Source organism: Streptomyces sannanensis, from assembly GCF_039536205.1.
GTDB classification, from domain to species: Bacteria; Actinomycetota; Actinomycetes; order Streptomycetales; family Streptomycetaceae; genus Streptomyces; species Streptomyces sannanensis.
The window spans coordinates 3,605,280-3,623,843 of the sequence record NZ_BAAAYL010000001.1; the positions used below are offsets into that span (position 1 = coordinate 3,605,280).

The following is an 18,564-nucleotide window of genomic DNA, read 5'->3' on the forward strand; positions in this document are numbered from 1 at the left end:
AGCCGGGGCCCTCCGTCGTGAGTCGGTGGCCCGGCGCCGGCCAGGGTTGACCGGCTGGTCCGCGGGCAGGCGGATCTGCCGGAGGTCGCGCCGGGCGGCTGAGAGCGCTGAGACGCCGCGGGCCTTCCCGCCCCCGTGGGGAGCTGGAAGGCCCGGCAGGTACGCGGTGCGCAGGAGCGTCAGATCGTGCCCAGCTTGATCAGGGACAGCAGCGCGATCAGCTGGATCGCCGACGCGCCCAGCGCCTTCGGCCACGGCAGGTCGTGCGACTTGCTGACCATCGATGTGAACAGGGCGCCGGCCGCCAGCCAGGTCACCCAGCCGACGATCTGGACGAAGCTGTTCTCGCCGCCGAGGAAGACCGCGAGGAGGAGCCGCGGCGCGTCCGTGAGGGCCATGATCAGCATGGACAGGCCGACGGTCGGCTGCCAGGCGCCGTCGCCGCCGAGCTGGCGGGCGAGGGTGTGGGTGACCGCGCCGAGGATCAGGCCGCCGACGACGAACGCGACGCCGGTGGAGAGGACGACCGGGAGCACCGTGGAGAGCGTGGCGTTGATCGCGTCCTCGCGGGCCTTGTCGAAGCCGAAGGTCGCGAGCAGGCCGTAGACGAAGGTGACGGTGAGCGCCATGCCCCACACGGGGTAGTCCCGCATCTGCCAGAACGTCGGGCCGGGGCGCAGCACGATGCCGCTCAGCAACTGCTTCCAGTGCAGGCGCGGGCCCGCGGGCGGGGCGGTGGTGGCGCCTGCGCGATAGGTGCTGCCCTCGCCGTAGGGGTCCTCGCCGACGCTGAACACCTGGGTGTGGCCGGGGGCGTTGTCGTACGGGTCGTTGCCGGGGCCGTTGTACGGGCCGTGCTGGGCCTGGTACGGGTCGCCGAAGTACTCCGGCTCGCCGTACGGCTGCTGCTGCCCGTGGTGCTCGTCGCCGCCCTGCGGCCACTGCTGCGCCGGGGCGTGCTGCTGCCCGTACGGATGATGCCGTTGGGGTTGATGTTGCGGGGCCCGGTTGTTGTCCCTGCCGCGTCCGATCCTGAATCCAGCCACGCTTTCGAACGTACCTGGTTCCGGGGGACCTGCTGACATGGTGTCGGTCGACGGACCGGCTTTGCGGCCGAGCTGTGACATCCCTTACGGGATCCCTGGGGGGTTTACCGGATTGCGTTCGTGCTGAAGCTGAGCTGCGGCTTGTCGCGTTTCCCGTACGGATAGAGGGCGACCAGGTCGGCCGCCTCGCCGCGGTGGGTACGGACCACGAGGTCGGGGCGCCGGTCGCCGTCGAAGTCGGCGTACCGGATCAGGTCGGTGGCCGTGGCGCCGGGGAGCGGGGCCGTGGGCAGGCCGCCGGGAACACCACGCAGGCGGTACGGGCCGCCGGGGCGACGGGGGCCGTCGGGGCCGCCGCGCAGCAGGGTGCCGGTGGCGGGTTCGCCGGGGATGTGGGGGCGTGCGGACGAGACGAGGTCGGCGTAGCCGTCGCCGTCCGTGTCGGGCTTGGGCTCGGGGGCCCAGAGGACCGGGCCGGCGCCGGGGATGGGGGCGGGGGCCGAGCGCGGGGCGCCGGTGCGGGTGAAGGGGCCGCGCAGGAAGCTGATCCGGCCGCCGCTGGCGGTGACCGCGAGGTCGGCACTGCCGTCGCCGTCGAAGTCGCCGCAGACGGGGTGGTCGGGCCATTCGTTGCCGTAGCGGGCCTTCTCGGGGATCCGGAGGGTGACGGCGCGGGCGGTCAGGCCGTCGGGGCCGCCGTAGAGGATCTGCACCGGCACGGGTGGGCGGCCGATGCCGTCGAAGGGTGGGTCGGTGGTGAGGATCAGGTCGGCGTAGCCGTCCCGGTCGAGGTCGCAGGAGGCCTCGGCGTCGAACGCGGCGGGCAGGACGCCGCGGGTCGCGGCGGCGTTGCGGCGGGGGTCGAGCAGCTGATGGGTGGCGGGGTCGAGGCCGTGGGCGGTGCCGTAGACGACGGCGAGGCCCGCGTCGTCGCCGTGGGTGTCGTCGGCTTCCTTGACCAGGTCGTTCAGTACGAGATCGCGGTGGCCGTCGCCGTTGAAGTCGTCGGGGAGGCGGCTGCCGCCGCCGTGCGGGACGGGGTGGGCGGCCGGCGCGGCCTGCTGGGCGAGAACGGTCGCGGCGGCGCTGCCGCCGTCGGTGGCGGGGTGGTGGCTGTGGGTGCCGGTTCCGCAGCCGGCCAGCAGTACGGTCGCGGCACCGGCTGCGGCGGCCACAGCCACCCGGGTGTGTATTCGCACGTCCTACCTCGTCCGCGTCATGAGAGTCACGACAGCTCAGTCGTCGCACGATGCTCTCGTACGACCGTTCGCGCGTACACAGTCCGTGCACGTCGCTGCACGATCCCGCCGCGCAACCTGCGCAGACTGTCCACAGCCTGTGCACAGCGAGAGCGGCCGGTCCTGCCCCCGAGGCAGGTCCGGCCGCTCTCACGTATCCAGGCGGTTACTACTTCACCGGCTCGGGCTCCGGCTGGTCCGTCGTCTCGGCGTCACCGGCCGGCGGGTCGACGGGCGTCTTCACCGAGTCGAGGAGCAGCTGCGCCACATCCACGACCTGGAGCGACTCCTTCGCCTTGCCCTCGCCCTTCTTCCCGTTGACCGAGTCGGAGAGCATGACCAGGCAGAACGGGCAGGCGGTGGAGACGATGTCCGGGTCGAGGGACAGGGCCTCGTCGACGCGCTCGGTGTTGATGCGCTTGCCGATGCGCTCCTCCATCCACATACGGGCGCCGCCGGCGCCGCAGCAGAAGCCGCGCTCCTTGTGGCGGTGCATCTCCTCGTTCCGCAGGCCGGGCACCTTGGCGATGATCTCGCGCGGCGGTGTGTAGACCTTGTTGTGGCGGCCCAGGTAGCAGGGGTCGTGGTAGGTGATCAGACCCTCGACCGGGGTGACGGGGATCAGCTTGCCCTCGTCGACGAGGTGCTGGAGCAGCTGTGTGTGGTGGATGACCTCGTACTCGCCGCCGAGCTGCGGGTACTCGTTGGCGATGGTGTTGAAGCAGTGCGGGCAGGTCGCGACGATCTTCTTCGACGACTTCGGCTTCTTCGTCGAGGGGTCCTCGTCGTCCTCGCCGAACGCCATGTTCAGCATCGCGACGTTCTCCTGGCCGAGCTGCTGGAACAGCGGCTCGTTGCCCAGGCGGCGGGGGGAGTCACCGGTGCACTTCTCCTCGCCGCCCATGATCGCGAACTTGACGCCCGCCATGTGCAGCAGCTCCGCGAAGGCCTTGGTGGTCTTCTTGGCGCGGTCCTCCAGGGCTCCGGCGCAGCCGACCCAGTAGAGGTAGTCGACCTCGGTGAGGTCCTCGACGTCCTTGCCGACGATCGGGACCTCGAAGTCGACCTCCTTGGTCCACTCGACGCGCTGCTTCTTGGCGAGCCCCCAGGGGTTGCCCTTCTTCTCCAGGTTCTTGAGCATCGTGCCCGCCTCGGACGGGAACGCGGACTCGATCATGACCTGGTAGCGGCGCATGTCGACGATGTGGTCGATGTGCTCGATGTCGACCGGGCACTGCTCGACGCAGGCGCCGCACGTGGTGCAGGACCACAGCACGTCCGGGTCGATGACGCCGCCCGCCTCGGCGGTGCCGATCAGCGGGCGCTCGGCCTCGGCCAGCGCCGCGGCCGGAACGTCCTTCAGCTGCTCGGCGGAGGCCTTCTCCTCGCCCTCCATCGTCTTGCCGCCGCCGGCCAGCAGGTACGGGGCCTTGGCGTATGCGTGGTCGCGCAGCGACATGATCAGGAGCTTCGGGGAGAGCGGCTTGCCCGTGTTCCAGGCGGGGCACTGGGACTGACAGCGGCCGCACTCGGTGCAGGTGGAGAAGTCGAGGATGCCCTTCCAGGAGAACTGCTCGACCTGGGAGACGCCGTAGACGTCGTCCTCGCCCGGGTCCTCGAAGTCGATCGGCTTGCCGCCGGACGTCATGGGCTGCAGGGCGCCCAGCGCGCTCTCACCGGTCGCGTTGCGCTTGAACCAGATGTTGGGGAAGCCGAGGAAGCGGTGCCAGGCCACACCCATGTTGGTGTTGAGCGAGACCGTGATCATCCAGATCAGCGACACACTGATCTTGACCATCGCGGTGAAGTAGATGAGGTTCTGCAGCGTGGAGACGCTCAGCCCCTTGAAGGCGAGCACCAGCGGATACGAGACGAAGTACGCGGCCTCGTAGTGGTCCACCTGGTGGATGGCCCCCTCCAGGCCCCGCAGTGTGAGGATCGCCAGGCCGATGGTGAGGATGACGTACTCGACGAAGTACGCCTGCCAGGCCTTGGAGCCCGCGAAGCGGGACTTGCGGCCGGCCCGGGACGGCAGGCTGAGCAGCCGGATGACGATCAGTACGAGGATGCCCACGGTCGTCATCAGGCCGATGAACTCGGTGTACATCTCGAACGGCAGGAAGCCGCCGAGGACCGGGAGCGTGTAGTCGGCCCGGAAGAGCTGGCCGTATGCCTGGGCCAGCGTCGGCGGCAGGGTCAGGAAGCCGATGGCGACGAACCAGTGGGCGAAGCCGATGATGCCCCACCGGTTCATCCGGGTGTGGCCGAGGAACTCCCTGACCAGGGTGATCGTACGGGCCTTGGGGTTGTCCGTTCGGCTGCCCGCCGGTACCGGTTGTCCGAGCTTGACGAACCGGTAGATCTGCGCGAAGGCTCGGAAAAAGAGCGCAACGCCGACCACGGTCAGAACCAGCGACACGATGATCGCGGCGAGTTGCATGGGTGGCTCCTCGGGCCTGCGAGGGTGGGGATCGATCCAGCACTTACTAAGCGGTAACTTATTCAGTCCGTGCTGAGCGTACCCACTTATTCCGCCGCACTGTAGCTGCGTGGGCGGTGATCTGCGTCGCTGAGGCAACCCTCATGGCAGCCTTCACGGCGGGCCTCGTGCCGGCCTCGGTCCCTGGCTCTGGCGATCGCCGGGACGGTGCGCGCGAGGATCGCCAGATCGAGGCCGAGCCAGCACTGCTCGACGTAGTGCAGATCGAGTACGGCCATTTCCTCCCACGGTAGTTCCGAGCGGCCGCTGACCTGCCACAAACCGGTGATCCCGGGGCGCATCAGCAGTCTCGCCGGAGCCGCGGTCTGCTCCGGCGCGTCGGGGGGTAGCGGGCGCGGGCCCACCAGGGACATTTCGCCGCGTAGGACGTTCACCAGCTGTGGCAGCTCGTCGAGGGAGAAGCGGAGCCGGGTGCGGAACTTCAGCATCCGGAACGGCCGGCCCCCCAGGCCGGCCCTGGTCTGCCGGACGAGCGTCCCCGCCGGGGTGAGGGCGATGCCGAGCAGCAGGGGTGCCGTCAGCAGCAGCAGGATCAGGCTCCCCACGAGATCGAGGACGCGCTTTGGGGTGATTGGCGTCATTGTCGTCATTGGTGCCATCTGTTGCACTCTGGCATGGGGTAATCGCCCGACTGCCGCGCCACGCCGGGGGTCGCGCCCCTCGGTTGCGTATAAGCGAGAAATAAAAGTTGAGTCCTCTCGACTCAGGTCTGTTGACTCGCCGAGTTCCTTCGTGCATCCTTGAGCCTGTTCCACTCAAGTCACTGGAGGAATCGAAATGGCACGTGCGGTCGGCATCGACCTGGGCACGACTAACTCCGTCGTCAGCGTTCTGGAGGGCGGCGAGCCCACCGTCATCACCAACGCCGAGGGCGCCAGGACCACGCCGTCCGTCGTCGCCTTCGCCAAGAACGGTGAGGTGCTCGTCGGCGAGGTCGCCAAGCGCCAGGCGGTCACCAACGTCGACAGGACCATCCGGTCGGTCAAGCGCCACATGGGCACCGACTGGAAGACCAGCATCGACGGCAAGGACTTCAACCCGCAGCAGATGAGCGCCTTCATCCTGCAGAAGTTGAAGCGGGACGCCGAGGCCTACCTGGGCGAGAAGGTCACCGACGCGGTCATCACCGTCCCGGCGTACTTCAACGACTCCGAGCGCCAGGCCACCAAGGAGGCCGGCGAGATCGCGGGCCTGAACGTCCTGCGCATCGTCAACGAGCCGACCGCGGCCGCCCTGGCCTACGGCCTCGACAAGGACGAGCAGGTCATCCTGGTCTTCGACCTCGGTGGCGGCACCTTCGACGTCTCGCTGCTGGAGATCGGCGACGGTGTCGTCGAGGTGAAGGCCACCAACGGTGACAACCACCTCGGTGGTGACGACTGGGACCAGCGTGTCGTCGACTACCTGGTGAAGCAGTTCGCCAACGGCCACGGCGTCGACCTGTCCAAGGACAAGATGGCGCTGCAGCGTCTGCGCGAGGCCGCCGAGAAGGCGAAGATCGAGCTCTCGTCCTCGACCGAGACCACGATCAACCTGCCCTACATCACGGCGTCCACCGAGGGCCCGCTGCACCTGGACGAGAAGCTCACCCGTGCCCAGTTCCAGCAGCTGACCGCGGACCTGCTCGAGCGCTGCAAGCACCCGTTCCACAACGTCATCAAGGACGCGGGCATCTCCGTCAACGAGATCGACCACGTGGTCCTCGTCGGTGGCTCGACCCGTATGCCGGCCGTCGCCGAGCTCGTCAAGGAGCTGACCGGCGGCAAGGAGGCCAACAAGGGTGTGAACCCGGACGAGGTCGTCGCCATCGGCGCCACCCTCCAGGCCGGTGTCCTCAAGGGTGAGGTCAAGGACGTCCTGCTCCTCGACGTCACCCCGCTGTCCCTCGGTATCGAGACCAAGGGCGGCATCATGACCAAGCTGATCGAGCGCAACACCACGATCCCGACCAAGCGTTCCGAGATCTTCACCACGGCCGAGGACAACCAGCCGTCCGTGCAGATCCAGGTCTACCAGGGCGAGCGTGAGATCGCGGCGTACAACAAGAAGCTCGGCATGTTCGAGCTGACCGGTCTGCCGCCGGCCCCGCGCGGTGTCCCGCAGATCGAGGTGTCCTTCGACATCGACGCCAACGGCATCATGCACGTGACCGCCAAGGACCTGGGCACGGGCAAGGAGCAGAAGATGACCGTCACCGGCGGCTCCTCGCTGCCGAAGGACGAGGTCAACCGGATGCGCGAGGAGGCCGAGAAGTACGCGGAGGAGGACCACCGCCGCCGCGAGGCAGCCGAGGCCCGCAACCAGGGCGAGCAGCTCGTCTACCAGACCGAGAAGTTCCTCAAGGACAACGAGGACAAGGTCCCGGCCGAGGTGAAGACCGAGGTCGAGACCGCGGTCGCCGAGCTGAAGGAGAAGCTCAAGGGCGAGGACACCGCCGAGATCCGCACCGCCACCGAGAAGGTCGCCGCCGTCTCGCAGAAGCTGGGCCAGGCCATGTACGCCGACGCCCAGGCCGCGCAGGCCGCCGGCAACCCGGGTGACGGTCAGGCCAAGGCTGACGACGATGTCGTCGACGCCGAGATCGTCGACGACGAGAACACGAAGGGTGGCGCCGCATGACGGAGGAGACTCCGGGCTTCGAGGAGAAGCCCGACGTCCCCTCCGGCGCCGAGTCCGACGACACGGCGAAGGCCGCCGAGTCCGGCTCCGAGGCTTCGGCCGAGGAGTCGGGCCCGGCGGCCCCGGCCGGGGACGAACTGCAGACTGTGGCCCTGACGGCGCAGCTGGACCAGGCCCGTACGGCGCTCACCGAGCGCACGGCCGACCTCCAGCGGCTCCAGGCCGAGTACCAGAACTACCGCCGCCGCGTGGAACGGGACCGGGCCGCGGTCAAGGAACTCGCTGTCGCGAACCTCCTGACCGACCTCCTGCCCGTCCTCGACGACATAGGTCGCGCCAGTGACCACGGGGAGCTGGTGGGCGGCTTCAAGTCGGTGGCCGAATCGCTGGAGACGGTCATGGCGAAGATGGGCCTCCAGCAGTTCGGCAAGGAGGGCGAGCCCTTCGACCCGACGATCCACGAGGCCCTGATGCACTCGTACGCGCCGGGCGTCACCGAGACGACCTGCGTGGCGATCCTGCAGCCGGGTTACCGGATCGGGGAGCGCACCATCCGCCCCGCGCGGGTCGCGGTGGCCGAGCCCCAGCCGGGGGCGCCGGCCAAGGAAGAAAAGGCAGCCGACGAGGAGAGCGGTGGCCCGGACGAGGGCTGACGCCGAGATCGTCCGAGAGGAGGGACGTCGAGGATGAGCACCAAGGACTTCATCGAGAAGGACTTCTACAAGGTTCTCGGCGTCCCCAAGGACGCCACCGAGGCCGAGATCAAGAAGGCGTACCGGAAGCTCGCCCGCGAGTTCCACCCGGACGCCAACAAGGGCGATGCCGAGGCCGAGGCGCGCTTCAAGGAAATCTCCGAGGCCAACGACATCCTCGGCGACCCGAAGAAGCGCAAGGAGTACGACGACGCACGCGCCCTCTTCGGCAACGGAGGCTTCCGTGCCGGACCCGGCGCCGGCGGCTCCTTCAACTTCGACCTGGGTGACCTCTTCGGCGGCGCCCAGGGCGGCGGCGCCGGCGGCTTCGGCGGCGGAATCGGGGACGTCTTCGGCGGGCTGTTCGGCGGCAGGGGCGGTGCGACGACCCGTACGCAGCCGCGCCGCGGCCAGGACATCGAGTCCGAGGTGTCGCTCAGCTTCACCGAGGCCGTCGAAGGGGCCACGGTCCCGATCCGGCTGTCCAGCCAGGCACCCTGCAAGGCCTGCTCCGGTACGGGTGACACGAACGGCACCCCGCGGGTCTGCCCGACCTGCGTCGGCACCGGCCAGGTGTCGCGCGGCACCGGTGGCGGCTTCTCGCTCACCGACCCGTGCGTGGACTGCAAGGGCCGCGGGCTGATCGCCCAGGACCCCTGCGAAACCTGTAAGGGCAGCGGCCGCGCCCGCTCCTCCCGGACGATGCAGGTCCGCATACCGGCGGGCGTCTCGGACAACCAGAAGATCCGCCTCCGCGGCAAGGGAGCCCCCGGCGAACGCGGCGGCCCGGCCGGCGACCTCTATGTCGTCGTCCATGTCGACGAACACCCGGTCTTCGGCCGCAAGGGCGACAACCTCACCGTCACCGTGCCGGTCTCCTTCACGGAGGCGGCGCTCGGCGGCGAGGTGAAGGTGCCCACTCTCGGCGGGCCCCCGGTCACCCTGAAGCTGCCCCCCGGTACCCCCAACGGCCGTACCATGCGCGCCCGCGGCAAGGGCGCGGTCCGCAAGGACGGCACCCGCGGCGACCTTCTGGTGACCGTCGAGGTCGCGGTGCCGGGCCTGCTCAGCGACAAGGCGCGCGAGGCCCTCGAGTCGTACCGTGAGGCGACTGCGGACCAGGATCCGCGGGCAGAGTTGTTCCAGGCCGCGAAGGGAGTATGAGATGGACGGCCGTCGTCGTAATCCGTATGAACTGACCGATGAGACGCCGGTGTACGTCATCTCGGTGGCGGCCCAGCTCTCGGGCCTCCACCCGCAGACCCTCCGGCAGTACGACCGCCTGGGCCTGGTCTCCCCCGACCGCACGGCCGGGCGCGGCCGCCGCTACTCCGCCCGCGACATCGAACTGCTCCGCCAGGTGCAGGCCCTGTCCCAGGACGAGGGCATCAACCTGGCCGGCATCAAACGCATCATCGAACTGGAGAACCAGGTCGCGGCCCTCCAGCAGCGCGTCGCGGAACTCTCCGCGGCCGTGGAGGGCGCGGCGATGGCGATGCGCCAGCGCGAGGCTCAGGTGCATGCGTCGTACCGGCGCGATCTGGTGCCGTACACGGATGTGCAGCAGGCGAGCGCGCTGGTGGTGTGGCGTCCCAAGCGGGACGGCTGAGGCATGGAGAACGCCTGAAGGGGCCAGGAGGTGTCGACCTCCCGGCCCCTTCGGCGTCGTTCAGGTCATTGGGCCGGTGCGGTGACCACCCAGCCGCCCGCCGACAGGGACTCGGTGCCGTCCGCGGCCACGGCGGTCACCCAGTAGTAGGACGTAGTGCCGCGCTTGGCGCCGGTGTCGAAGTAGGGGACGGGATCGCTGCCGAGGTCGGCGATCTTCTCGTAGGCCTTGGTGGCCGGGTTCCAGCGATAGACGCGGTAGCCGCCCACGGCCTCGGGGGAGTCCTCGCCGAGCCCGTACCACGTCATCTGGTTGCCCTCGTCGCCCTCCGCGGGCCACACGTCGACGGACAGCGGCGAGCCCTCTGGCGTCGCCACGTCCGGCGTCGTCTCGAGCTCGGTCGCGACCACGATCTCGGGCGAAAGGGTCAACTTGATGGGAGTTCCACTCGTCGTTGACGGCGTCGACGAAGAAGCAGCGTTCTTCGCCGTCCGGCAGGATGGCGTACGCGTACGAGGTGGTGTCGGCCGACAGCCACTCCACCTCATGGACGGAGCAGACCTTCTCCTCCTCGTCGCCCAGGAGCTTGCCCCCGCAGACGACGTACCTCCCCAGGTCCGGTGTCGGATTCGCGTCCCAGTGCAGCGCGAAGCCGTACTCGGTCCGGGTGACGGTCAGCCCGGTGACGGCGGACGGAGGGGTGAGGTCCTTGCGCTTGCCGTTGACAGCGGCGGACCGCACGGACTCATTGCCCGCCGCGTCGAGAGCCGTCACGCGGTAGTAGGAGGTGACGCCCTCGACGGCCGAGGCGTCCAGGTACGACACCTGATGGGCGTACGTGCCGTCCGCGCTCGCCGTCCGGTAGACGCGGTACGACACAGCTCCCGCGACCCCGCTCCAGCCGATCCGCAGCCCGCCCGTCTCGGAGGCAGCGGTCAGCCCGGTGGGTGCGGCCGGCGGGGTCCGGTCGGCGCTTGTGACCGATCGGGTGGCCGAGCCGCCGGACTCGTTGCCGGCCTTGTCCACGGCGCGTACGACGTACTCGTACACGGCGCCGGTGGCGGGTGGGGTGTTGGCGTGGGACGTGGCGGTCAGTGGGGTACTGGTCTGCCTGGTCCACGTGCTGATCCGGCGAGGCGGCGGTAGACGTGGTAGCTGGCGAGGTCCATCTCGGGGCTCTCCGCCCAGCGGATCGTGGCCTTGAGGGTGGCGGGTCGCCCTCGCACAGGCGGTCGCGGAAATCGGTCAGCATGCTGTGGTGGAAACCGGGGTCGTCCAACTTCATGGCCAGGGCGTACTCGAAGTCGAGGCGGCAGCGCACGGCTCGGCGGCAACCTGCCGGTCGGAGAGGTTGAGCAGGAACTGCAGCACGCATACCGCAGCCAGCTGGGCCGGTGAGAGCCCAGGCCGCCCGTCGCGGGAGTACCAGGAGGCGAAGTTCTCGTCGCGTCACAGCCCGTCGAGCTGGTCGCGGACCCACATCGCGGTGGTGCCGCGGGGGTTGCTGGCGCGGGCCATCCGCGCGGTAAGAGCGGGGATCTCAGCGTCGGGCCGGGGAGAGACGGATACGGAACACCTCGTAGAGGCTCCGGGCTTGACGTACTTCCCGAGTGTCCCGAGCCACCCCGGGCAGTGTCTCCCGAACACCAAGATCCTCGATTCGCTCACTGCTTGATCGTGCAAGATGCCTTCAGGCGAGCCGCGTTGACGCCCATTGGCTCTGAACAGCGCAGGTGCGACGTCAAGTCGAGGTGGAGGTGTACTCCTGCCAATGCTGGTGAGGAGGCTGTGGGCTTGATTCAGCGGGCCTGGGAGGGTGCTGTCACGAGCGCGTCCAGGCCTCCGGGTGCAAACGATCACTTCCTCGTCGTCGGCGGGGGATCGAAAAGGGCGAAGAAGTCATCGAGGGCTCGGCCGTCGTCAGCGGGTGCCGGTAAGCCTGATGGCCTTCACCATGTGGTGAAGGCCATCAGAAGCCCGCCACGGCCAGGAGGCCGTCGCGCAGGTTCTACCTAGCGTCGACCGGAACGCGACACCCGTGACGAGTCCGCTTCCGTCAACGCCACAGGGCGTCCGGGTGCTGCCGGAGATGCGCCGAGCCTGGTGGGCCGTCTGGCCGACCTGGCTCGGCGCGGGGCCCTCAGCCGTTGAGTAGATCGGCGGCGAGGATCACCGTGATGACGGCAACGGCGAGCAGACGCAGGGCGATGAGCCCGTCGACGACCAGCCGTACGCCGGGCTTCCAGGCGATCCTGAGCAGCCAGGTGGCCCCGATGGAGGCGAGGGAGCCGACTGCGAGCCAGGCGAGCTGAGCATGCCCATGTGGCTGCCCCGGGGCGCTGGGGTCGAGGTCGTACGACTCCATGTACATCGCGAGGGCCAGCAGCAGCCAGCACACCGACAGCACTGCTGTGACGGCGGACTCGACGATCGCGAACACGAGTCGGCCCGTGCTGCGGCCGTCCTCCGTCCCATGGTGCCGAAAAAGTCCACTACTCAATTAAACGAACCCTCCGCCCTTGCCGTTCGACTTGAGTTTGTGCTGCCTGACGAGCTTGGCGCAGCGATTACAGGCAGCCTTCTTAGCTCCCCAGAGGGTCCAAGCCGTGATCTGCCGTCCCACTTGTCTACCGATGACGTTGTTGTAACTGTCGGCTCGGGAGTCGCGGCGCGCAGCCGCACTGTTGCCGGCCGCGACTTCGTGAGCGTATCCGAGCCTTGAGGCCTTGCGTGAGCCGTAGGCCCAGGTGAGTACCGCCTGCCAGATGCAGTGGCGGAAGGCGTTCTGCTTGGGTCCGTGCCTGTACCAGCTCTTCGCCTGGCGGAGCGCCCAGTAGGAAAGGGCCATCATTCCGGGGCAGGAGAAGGGATACATGGCGCAGACCGTCGCCTCGGGCAGCAGGCCCTGAATGCTGACCATTCCGCTGAGGTCGGTGCAGTTGACGGGGTCACCCGTGCAGTACTCGTAGGCATTGGCATTGCCCCCGTAGACGGGGTCGGTGGAGAGGAAGCGCCCGCTGCTGGGGTTGTAGAGGCGGACGCCCATCAGAGTAAGGCCCGTGAGGGTCTCGGTGGAGCGCTGTTTGGCGCCGAGCCAGTTGTAGCGGGTCGCTGCCTGGCCGGCGCGGGAGTTTCCGTACTCGTCGGAGTCCAGGGCGGTCGGCGCCTGCGAGGTGTCTAGCGGGAGCTGGAGGGCGACGTCGCCGTGGACGGTGGTGAGGTGCAGGACCGTGTCGCCGGTCTTGCTGGTCGTCACGGACAGGTCACCGGAGACTGAGAGCACGTTGCGTGTCAGAGCGCCTGTTGCCGTGTCCTCGACGATCCACCGGGGGTTGTCACCGTCGCCGCCGAAGTGGTTGATCTTGGACTGCTGTTGTGTCCATGTGCTGCCGGAGCCCGTCTCCACCTTCCAGGAACGGAAGCGGTGCGCAGCGTCGAGCTGCCAGGTCTGGCGCTCGCTGCCCGTCGTCTGCTGATGGACACGGTCGTTGGCGTAGTAGCCGACGGTGCTGCCCGGCAGCGCGGTGGTGCGGCCGAAGGCGTCGTAGGTGTAGCCGGTGCCGACGATGCGGTCGGCGCTGTCGTAGGTGTGGCTGGTGGTGGTGCCTCCCGTGGTGGGGCAGTCGAGGCCGGGGGCGCCAGCTGCGGCGGTGAGGGACTTGCGGTTGCTGCGCGCGTCGAAGGTGTAGGAGCGTCGCGTGCAGACCGTGTCCGCGGTGTCCTCGACCGCGGTGAGACGCCCGATGGTGTCGTAGCGGTAGGTCTGGTCGGACCAGCCGGCATGGCTGGTGACCTGGCCGTGAATGGACTCGGTCACGGTGTCGGAGTAGACGATCGCGCCGTCACTGTCCCGCGTGTAGGTGCGGTCGGCAGCCGAACCGGTCGTGTCCTCGGTCTGCTTGACGGTGTACCCGCCCGGCAGCTTCTCGCTAGTGATGGAACCGTCGGCGTCGTAGGTGGCCTGGAAGACACCGGCGACGGAGTCGGTGGTCTTCGTGGCCAGGCCGCGCGGCTCGACGGTGTGGTCGTAGGTGTACGTGACGGCCGAGGGTGCGTTGTCGGTGACCTTGACCGGCCTGTTGAGCAGGTCGTACTCAGTCGTGGTCACACCGCCGTCGGCGTCGGAGTAGGAGATCTCGCGGCCGAGCTTGTCGTACGCCCGGGTGATCGTGCCGCCGGTCGGTGAGACCGTCTTCACCGCGCGGCCGGTAACGGGGTCGTACTCGGTGGTCGTCTCCGGCACGGCCTGGCCGACACCGCCGGTGACAGTGACCTTCGTGGCCCGGCTTCCTGCGTCGTACGTCGTCGTGGTGGTACGCGTGACGCCGTTCGCTGTCTCGATGATCTTCGTCGGATTACCCCACCAGTCGTACTCGGTGGTCGTTGTCGGAAGCTGCGACGGGTTGCTGCCGCCGCCGGTGATCGCACCGGCCGGGCCGGTGGAGCACACCAGGTCGGCCCACTCCGGGCGACCCTGGCAGGTTCCGGTACCGGTCGCGGACCAGTAGGTGGTCACCCGCGTCGCGGCGTCCGTCCCCGAAGCGCCGGGGCGCAGCTGCTTGACGACGCGCCCCCGGGCGTCGTATTCGATGCCCTCGGTGATCGCGAGATCCCCGGGGTCCTTGATCGTCTTGACGGGCAGCCCCTTGACCCAGTCGTAGGTCATCCGGGTCGTCAGTGACTCGGCGCGGATTCCAGGGTGCTCACGGACCTCAGCGCCGCTGGTCGTCGCCGTCATCTGTCCCTTGGTCGTGGCGGTGCCGTCGGTCGGGCGGCCCGCGTCGTACTCGTTGGCCGTCCAGGAGCGGGCGGTCACCGAGGTGCCGGCCGCGACCAGGGTGGTGGAACCGGACTTCAGGTCCGCGGTCAGGTCGACCCGGCGCAGCGGACCGAACTTTTCCAACTCCAGTGTGCCGTCCTCGTTGTGAACGGACCTGGTGGCGAGCAGGTTGGCGCGCTCGGCGGAGGTGAGCTGCGCGATGCCGAGGTCTGCCTGGACGGCCCGGTCACCCGCGGTGAGGCCGAGAGCGACTGCACGGTTGCCGGCGGTCAGCTCGCGGACGGTGTTGCCGAAGCGGTCGTACTCGGTGGTGGTGATGTGGCCTCCGGGGGTGGCCGTGTTGACCGCGCGGCCGGAGACGCCCAGGTAGGTGAGATCGGCCCGCTTGTAGTCGGCCGCGCCAAGCGAGGTGCCGGAGTGGGACGCCGGGACAGCGTCGGCGGGGAAGACCGCCGTGGCGTCGGTCGGGGCGTCCAGCTGGCCCCATGCCTTCGTATCGGCGGCGCCCATCTTGTAGGGAGCGGGGGTGCCGGTGAGCGGCACGTCGTAGACGACGCTGGTGGTGGCAGTGCCCTCCTGGACGTCCGTGGTGCCCTGCTTCAGACCCGAACGAGAGGCACTGAGGAGCATGCCCTCCCCGGCGGTGGCGGCGTTGCCCGCCTTGCCGTACGCGAACGTCCAGGGCAGCTCCGACTGCGAGTTCGTCCAGGTCACCCGGCCCGCACTGTCGTAGGCGTACTCGATCTGAGTGCTCTGGGGCAGGTTGGGGTTCCACTGCTGCCGGAGTCTGCCGCCGGCGTCGTAGCGGTAGGTCGAGACCGGCTTGGACGTGGCCGCGGCCGCTCCGGGCTCGGTGGACCAGAGCCGGATCTCCTTGACCTGCCCGGCGAAGTCGCCGAAGTCGGCGCTGGTGGTGTAACCGGTCGCGGTCGTCGCAGTCGCGTAGACGAACTCCAGTGCCCGGCAGCCCTTGGTGGACGGGGTCGCCGTGCACGCGGAGGCCGTGGTGGCCGAGGTGGGGGCGATCACACGCTTCGGGCGGGCCAGCTTTGCGCCGTCCACCGTCACCGTCTCGGACACCATGGTGGTGGTTGTCCCCTCAAGTCCATCCACCAGGGTGCTGGAGACCTGCCAGGTCGCCACCGCCGGGTCGGGCTTGGTGAACTGGGTGACCGTGCCTTCGTTATCGGTCAGGGTGAACGAGCCGGAGACGCTGCCCGTGAGGGTCAGGTCCTCCGCGCCGGGCTCGGGGATCCACGCGTTCTTCGCCGCGTTGGCGGTGAAGTGGGTCTCTTCGCCCTCCGAGTCGACGAGCACCACAGCGGTGTCGGATACCTTGCGGATGTGGGAATAGCCGGACTCCGCCATCTCGGCGGCGGTGCCGGCGACCCACTCCTTGCCGAAGATCGGAGCCTGCCCCTCCTGCTTGGCGCCCTTGTCCGGGGTGCGCGAGGAGTGCGTACGGGCGACGGAGAGGTCGAAGGCGGAGGCGTCCGTGGCCGAGAGCGTGTAGTCACCGGTCAGCAGGTTGACGCTGCCAGGTCCGACCTCGCCGGTCGCGGCGCCGGACGCGTTGCGGTCGACGACGATGGTCAGCGGTTGGGTGCTACCCGTCGCGGAGTTGGAGCCGGTGAAGTCGGCCTTGATCTGCACGCTGCCGTCAGGATCCACGGTATCGGTGGCGTTCCACACCAGGAGACTGTTCTTGCCTGCCGTCATGGCCACGGGCCACGCGGTCAGCGGCGTGCCGCCGGCGGTCACCTGGCCCGCGGGGATCTGCACCCAGGGGTCCGCTTCGGATCGGCGCCACGAGAAGGACACCGCGTTGTACTTGGTGCCATCGGCTTCGGCGACGAGCGGCAGGCGGCGCGCGGTGCGCTCACCTTCGCTCGGCTGGACGAACCCGCCCGGGCCGACGTGGAAGGTGTACTCGATGGCCTCGGACTTGTTGTCGGCCTTGTCGACCTGCCGCACCTGCAGCGTGTGCGTGCCGTCCTTCGGCGGAGTGACGCTGATGGCCTTGGCGACCGTCGAGCCTCCGGTGGCGACCTTGGTCCAGGTCACGCTGTCCAGCGACCACTCCAGCCAGTTGTGGTCGGTGCCGTTCGGCGTGACGGTGAAGGTACCGGCCTGGCCCGCGCCCTTGACCCACGCGTTCGACGGGTAGTCCGTCGACGTGATGCTCGTCGGCGCGATGGGCGACGTGGTGTCGATCGTGAAGGTCTTCCACTCCGACCAGCCCAGGTTGTAGTGGGCACCGTCGTACGGGCTGCTGCGGAACTTGTACGTCTTGCCGTTGGCCAGCAGGCCCGCCGGGACGGTCACGGAGGCGACCTGTCCGGAGTTCACCCACGGGGAGACGATGACGTTGCCGACCTGGGTGTTGGTGGCGGAGTCGAAGATCTGGAAGGTGCCGTTGACCTTGTCACCGTTGGGGTCGACGAACGTGTCCCGCAGCGTCGGGGTCGTGGTGTTGACCACGTAGGCGCCACCGTAGGAGAAGAACGGCGGACCCGCCTCCTGCTTCGTGCCCGTGCGCGGCCGGTAGTTGTAGGTGACGGTCAGCTTGGGCGGGTTGGAGGCGGCGTTGGCGGAGTTGATCCGCTTCCACTGCCCCGTGACGTTCTCGTCGGAGGCGCGCAGGCCCATGTGGGACTTGGTGGCCTTGGCCGACGCCCATTCCTGCACCATCGTGGTGACGTTGGCGTTGATCCAGCCGTCCGGCTGCGTGCTGCAGGAGGCGTTGCCCCTGGTCTCCGAGGAGGTGGCCTTCTTCGCGATCCACGCCGGCTGGTTGGGCGCGGCCCAGCGCGAGGACGTGGACGCGGCGCCGGTGGACCACACCTCCCACGGCTGCAGCGGACATGAGGAGCCGGTGTAGTTGCCGGAGTGGAAGTTCCACAGGCTGAGCTTGGCGTCCATGACCAGCGCGTCGGCGATCGGCGCGGTGTTCCAGGAGATGAAGGAACGCGCGGTGCGGTAGGTGCCGTCGGCGTTCTTCGTGCCCGGGTTGCCCAGGTCGAGTTCGACGTCGTTGGACCAGTCGACGGTCTCGCCCTGCTGGACGTAGGTGTCGAAGACGTTCGACAGCGCGGAGGTGGAGGGGTCCACCGTCACCGGGTACTTTGTGGCCGGGTCGGCGAGGAACTTCGCGTCCGGCGTGATCACCAGGTCGATGGACGACCCTTTGGTGACCACCTTCATGTCGACCTTGACCCGGCGAGTGTGCTCACCGGACACCGGGTCCACGGTGGCGTCCCACATCACCGGCGCGGGCATCACCGCATGCTTCTTGTTCTTCTTGTCGGTGAACAACACACTGCCGTCGGCCTGGTGCACGGCCTTCAGGCCCTTGGCCCTCAGCGGGAGGGTGTAGCTGAAGCCCCCGGTGGCCGGCTTCTGCTTGATCTCGACGAACTGCTCGAATCCGGTGCGGGTGGCCTCGACGACGACGTCAGCGCCGGGAACGGCATTCACGTACTCGGCACGCGTGCCCTCCAGCTTCGGAGCCGGCAGGCCACCCTTCCACTGCAGGGTGATCTGCTCATCGCCCTCGCCGAGGGTGACCAGGTCGGTGGCCTTGGTGGCCTGCGCCGCCTTCAGGGAAGCAGCCGGGGTGCCCGTCTTGCCCGCGAGCTTCAGACCATGGGGGTGAGCCTTGGACGTGACCGACCCGTCCGAGGCGTTGACGAGGTCGAGGTCGACGTCCCGCCAGTCGCCAGTGGCTTCATCCTGGAAGCGGACAGGACCGGCGACCAGTTCGGTGGTGAGTGACCCGTCCTTGTTCACCCAGGTCGTGGAGGTCTCCGTACGCTCCGACAGCGCCTCCACCCGCTTGCCGGACAACCGGGCGGCCACACGGGCCGAAGGAATGTCGGCCGCCCGCGTGACCGCTTCCTTCTCCGGCGCGACGGGCGCCTGGCGCGGCTCCGCCATCGCCGAACTCGTGCCATCGAGCACGGTAATGGCCAGGGCCAGGGCGAGACCGCCTGCTAAGAAGCGGAGAATCCCCCCCCGGCCAAGGCCGTCCGCGCTTCTCTGGCGCGGTATATGAATCGTCATGTTTCCTCGGTCTCTTGC

11 protein-coding genes and 1 pseudogene are annotated in these 18,564 nt (G+C 68.8%); 4 read left to right on the forward strand and 8 right to left on the reverse strand.

Annotated elements, in window-relative coordinates:
• Nucleotides 1-179: 179 nt before the first annotated feature.
• The 4 genes from ABD858_RS17035 to ABD858_RS17050 all read right to left on the reverse strand — a co-directional run bounded on the left by ABD858_RS17035 (nt 180) and on the right by ABD858_RS17050 (nt 5,365).
• Nucleotides 180-1,046 carry a Yip1 family protein gene (locus tag ABD858_RS17035; RefSeq protein ID WP_345038336.1) on the reverse strand — a complete coding sequence of 289 codons (867 nt, stop codon included), beginning with the start codon at nt 1,044-1,046 and terminating at the stop codon, nt 180-182.
• 104 nt (nt 1,047-1,150) lie between these two features.
• Complete coding sequence (locus ABD858_RS17040; protein WP_345038339.1) at nt 1,151-2,245, reverse strand: FG-GAP repeat domain-containing protein; 1,095 nt, start codon at nt 2,243-2,245, stop codon at nt 1,151-1,153.
• Between the two features lie 208 nt (nt 2,246-2,453).
• Nucleotides 2,454-4,724 carry a (Fe-S)-binding protein gene (locus tag ABD858_RS17045; protein WP_345038341.1) on the reverse strand — a complete coding sequence of 757 codons (2,271 nt, stop codon included), beginning with the start codon at nt 4,722-4,724 and terminating at the stop codon, nt 2,454-2,456.
• An 86-nt stretch (nt 4,725-4,810) separates the two neighbouring features.
• Nucleotides 4,811-5,365 (reverse strand): sugar transferase, encoded by a 555-nt coding sequence (locus ABD858_RS17050; RefSeq protein WP_345038343.1) that lies wholly within the window; start codon nt 5,363-5,365, stop codon nt 4,811-4,813.
• A 196-nt stretch (nt 5,366-5,561) separates the two neighbouring features.
• Here ABD858_RS17050 and dnaK point away from each other — a divergent pair, with 196 nt between their 5' ends.
• The 4 genes from dnaK to ABD858_RS17070 are packed head-to-tail and all read left to right on the forward strand — an operon-like array spanning nt 5,562 to nt 9,704.
• Complete coding sequence (dnaK, locus tag ABD858_RS17055) at nt 5,562-7,403, forward strand: molecular chaperone DnaK (RefSeq protein WP_345038346.1); 1,842 nt, start codon at nt 5,562-5,564, stop codon at nt 7,401-7,403.
• A complete protein-coding gene (grpE, locus tag ABD858_RS17060; protein WP_345038348.1) occupies nt 7,400-8,056 on the forward strand; it encodes a nucleotide exchange factor GrpE in 657 nt (218 codons plus the stop codon). The genes dnaK and grpE overlap by 4 nt, the downstream gene beginning before the upstream one ends.
• Nucleotides 8,057-8,089: 33 nt before the next feature.
• Nucleotides 8,090-9,259 (forward strand): molecular chaperone DnaJ, encoded by a 1,170-nt coding sequence (gene dnaJ, locus ABD858_RS17065; RefSeq protein ID WP_345038349.1) that lies wholly within the window; start codon nt 8,090-8,092, stop codon nt 9,257-9,259.
• Nucleotide 9,260: 1 nt separating this feature from the next.
• A complete protein-coding gene (locus tag ABD858_RS17070; RefSeq protein WP_345038352.1) occupies nt 9,261-9,704 on the forward strand; it encodes a heat shock protein transcriptional repressor HspR in 444 nt (147 codons plus the stop codon).
• A gap of 65 nt (nt 9,705-9,769) precedes the next feature.
• Here the strand turns inward: ABD858_RS17070 and ABD858_RS17075 are convergent, their stop codons facing one another.
• From ABD858_RS17075 to ABD858_RS17090, 4 genes and pseudogenes are all read right to left on the reverse strand, one after another.
• Nucleotides 9,770-10,135: a hypothetical protein gene (locus ABD858_RS17075; RefSeq protein ID WP_345038354.1), complete on the reverse strand. Its 366-nt coding sequence runs from the start codon at nt 10,133-10,135 to the stop codon at nt 9,770-9,772.
• 850 nt (nt 10,136-10,985) lie between these two features.
• Nucleotides 10,986-11,093: pseudogene (locus ABD858_RS17080) on the reverse strand (hypothetical protein); the annotation flags it as partial.
• A gap of 751 nt (nt 11,094-11,844) precedes the next feature.
• On the reverse strand, nt 11,845-12,144 hold the full coding sequence (locus ABD858_RS17085) for a hypothetical protein (protein WP_345038355.1): 300 nt from the start codon (nt 12,142-12,144) through the stop codon (nt 11,845-11,847).
• Nucleotides 12,145-12,204: 60 nt separating this feature from the next.
• Nucleotides 12,205-18,420, reverse strand: a complete 6,216-nt coding sequence (locus tag ABD858_RS17090) for an RHS repeat-associated core domain-containing protein (protein ID WP_345038356.1) — start codon at nt 18,418-18,420, stop codon at nt 12,205-12,207.
• Nucleotides 18,421-18,564 lie beyond the last annotated feature (144 nt).

Bases quoted from the DNA above. Each gene is read 5' to 3' on its own strand.
- ABD858_RS17050 (WP_345038343.1), bottom strand. From the start codon at position 5,365: ATGACGCCAATCACCCCAAAGCGCGTCCTCGATCTCGTGGGGAGCCTG.
- ABD858_RS17090 (WP_345038356.1), bottom strand. From the start codon at position 18,420: ATGGCGGAGCCGCGCCAGGCGCCCGTCGCGCCGGAGAAGGAAGCGGTC.
- grpE (WP_345038348.1), top strand. From the start codon at position 7,400: ATGACGGAGGAGACTCCGGGCTTCGAGGAGAAGCCCGACGTCCCCTCC.
- dnaK (WP_345038346.1), top strand. From the start codon at position 5,562: ATGGCACGTGCGGTCGGCATCGACCTGGGCACGACTAACTCCGTCGTC.
- ABD858_RS17070 (WP_345038352.1), top strand. From the start codon at position 9,261: ATGGACGGCCGTCGTCGTAATCCGTATGAACTGACCGATGAGACGCCG.
- ABD858_RS17045 (WP_345038341.1), bottom strand. From the start codon at position 4,724: ATGCAACTCGCCGCGATCATCGTGTCGCTGGTTCTGACCGTGGTCGGC.
- dnaJ (WP_345038349.1), top strand. From the start codon at position 8,090: ATGAGCACCAAGGACTTCATCGAGAAGGACTTCTACAAGGTTCTCGGC.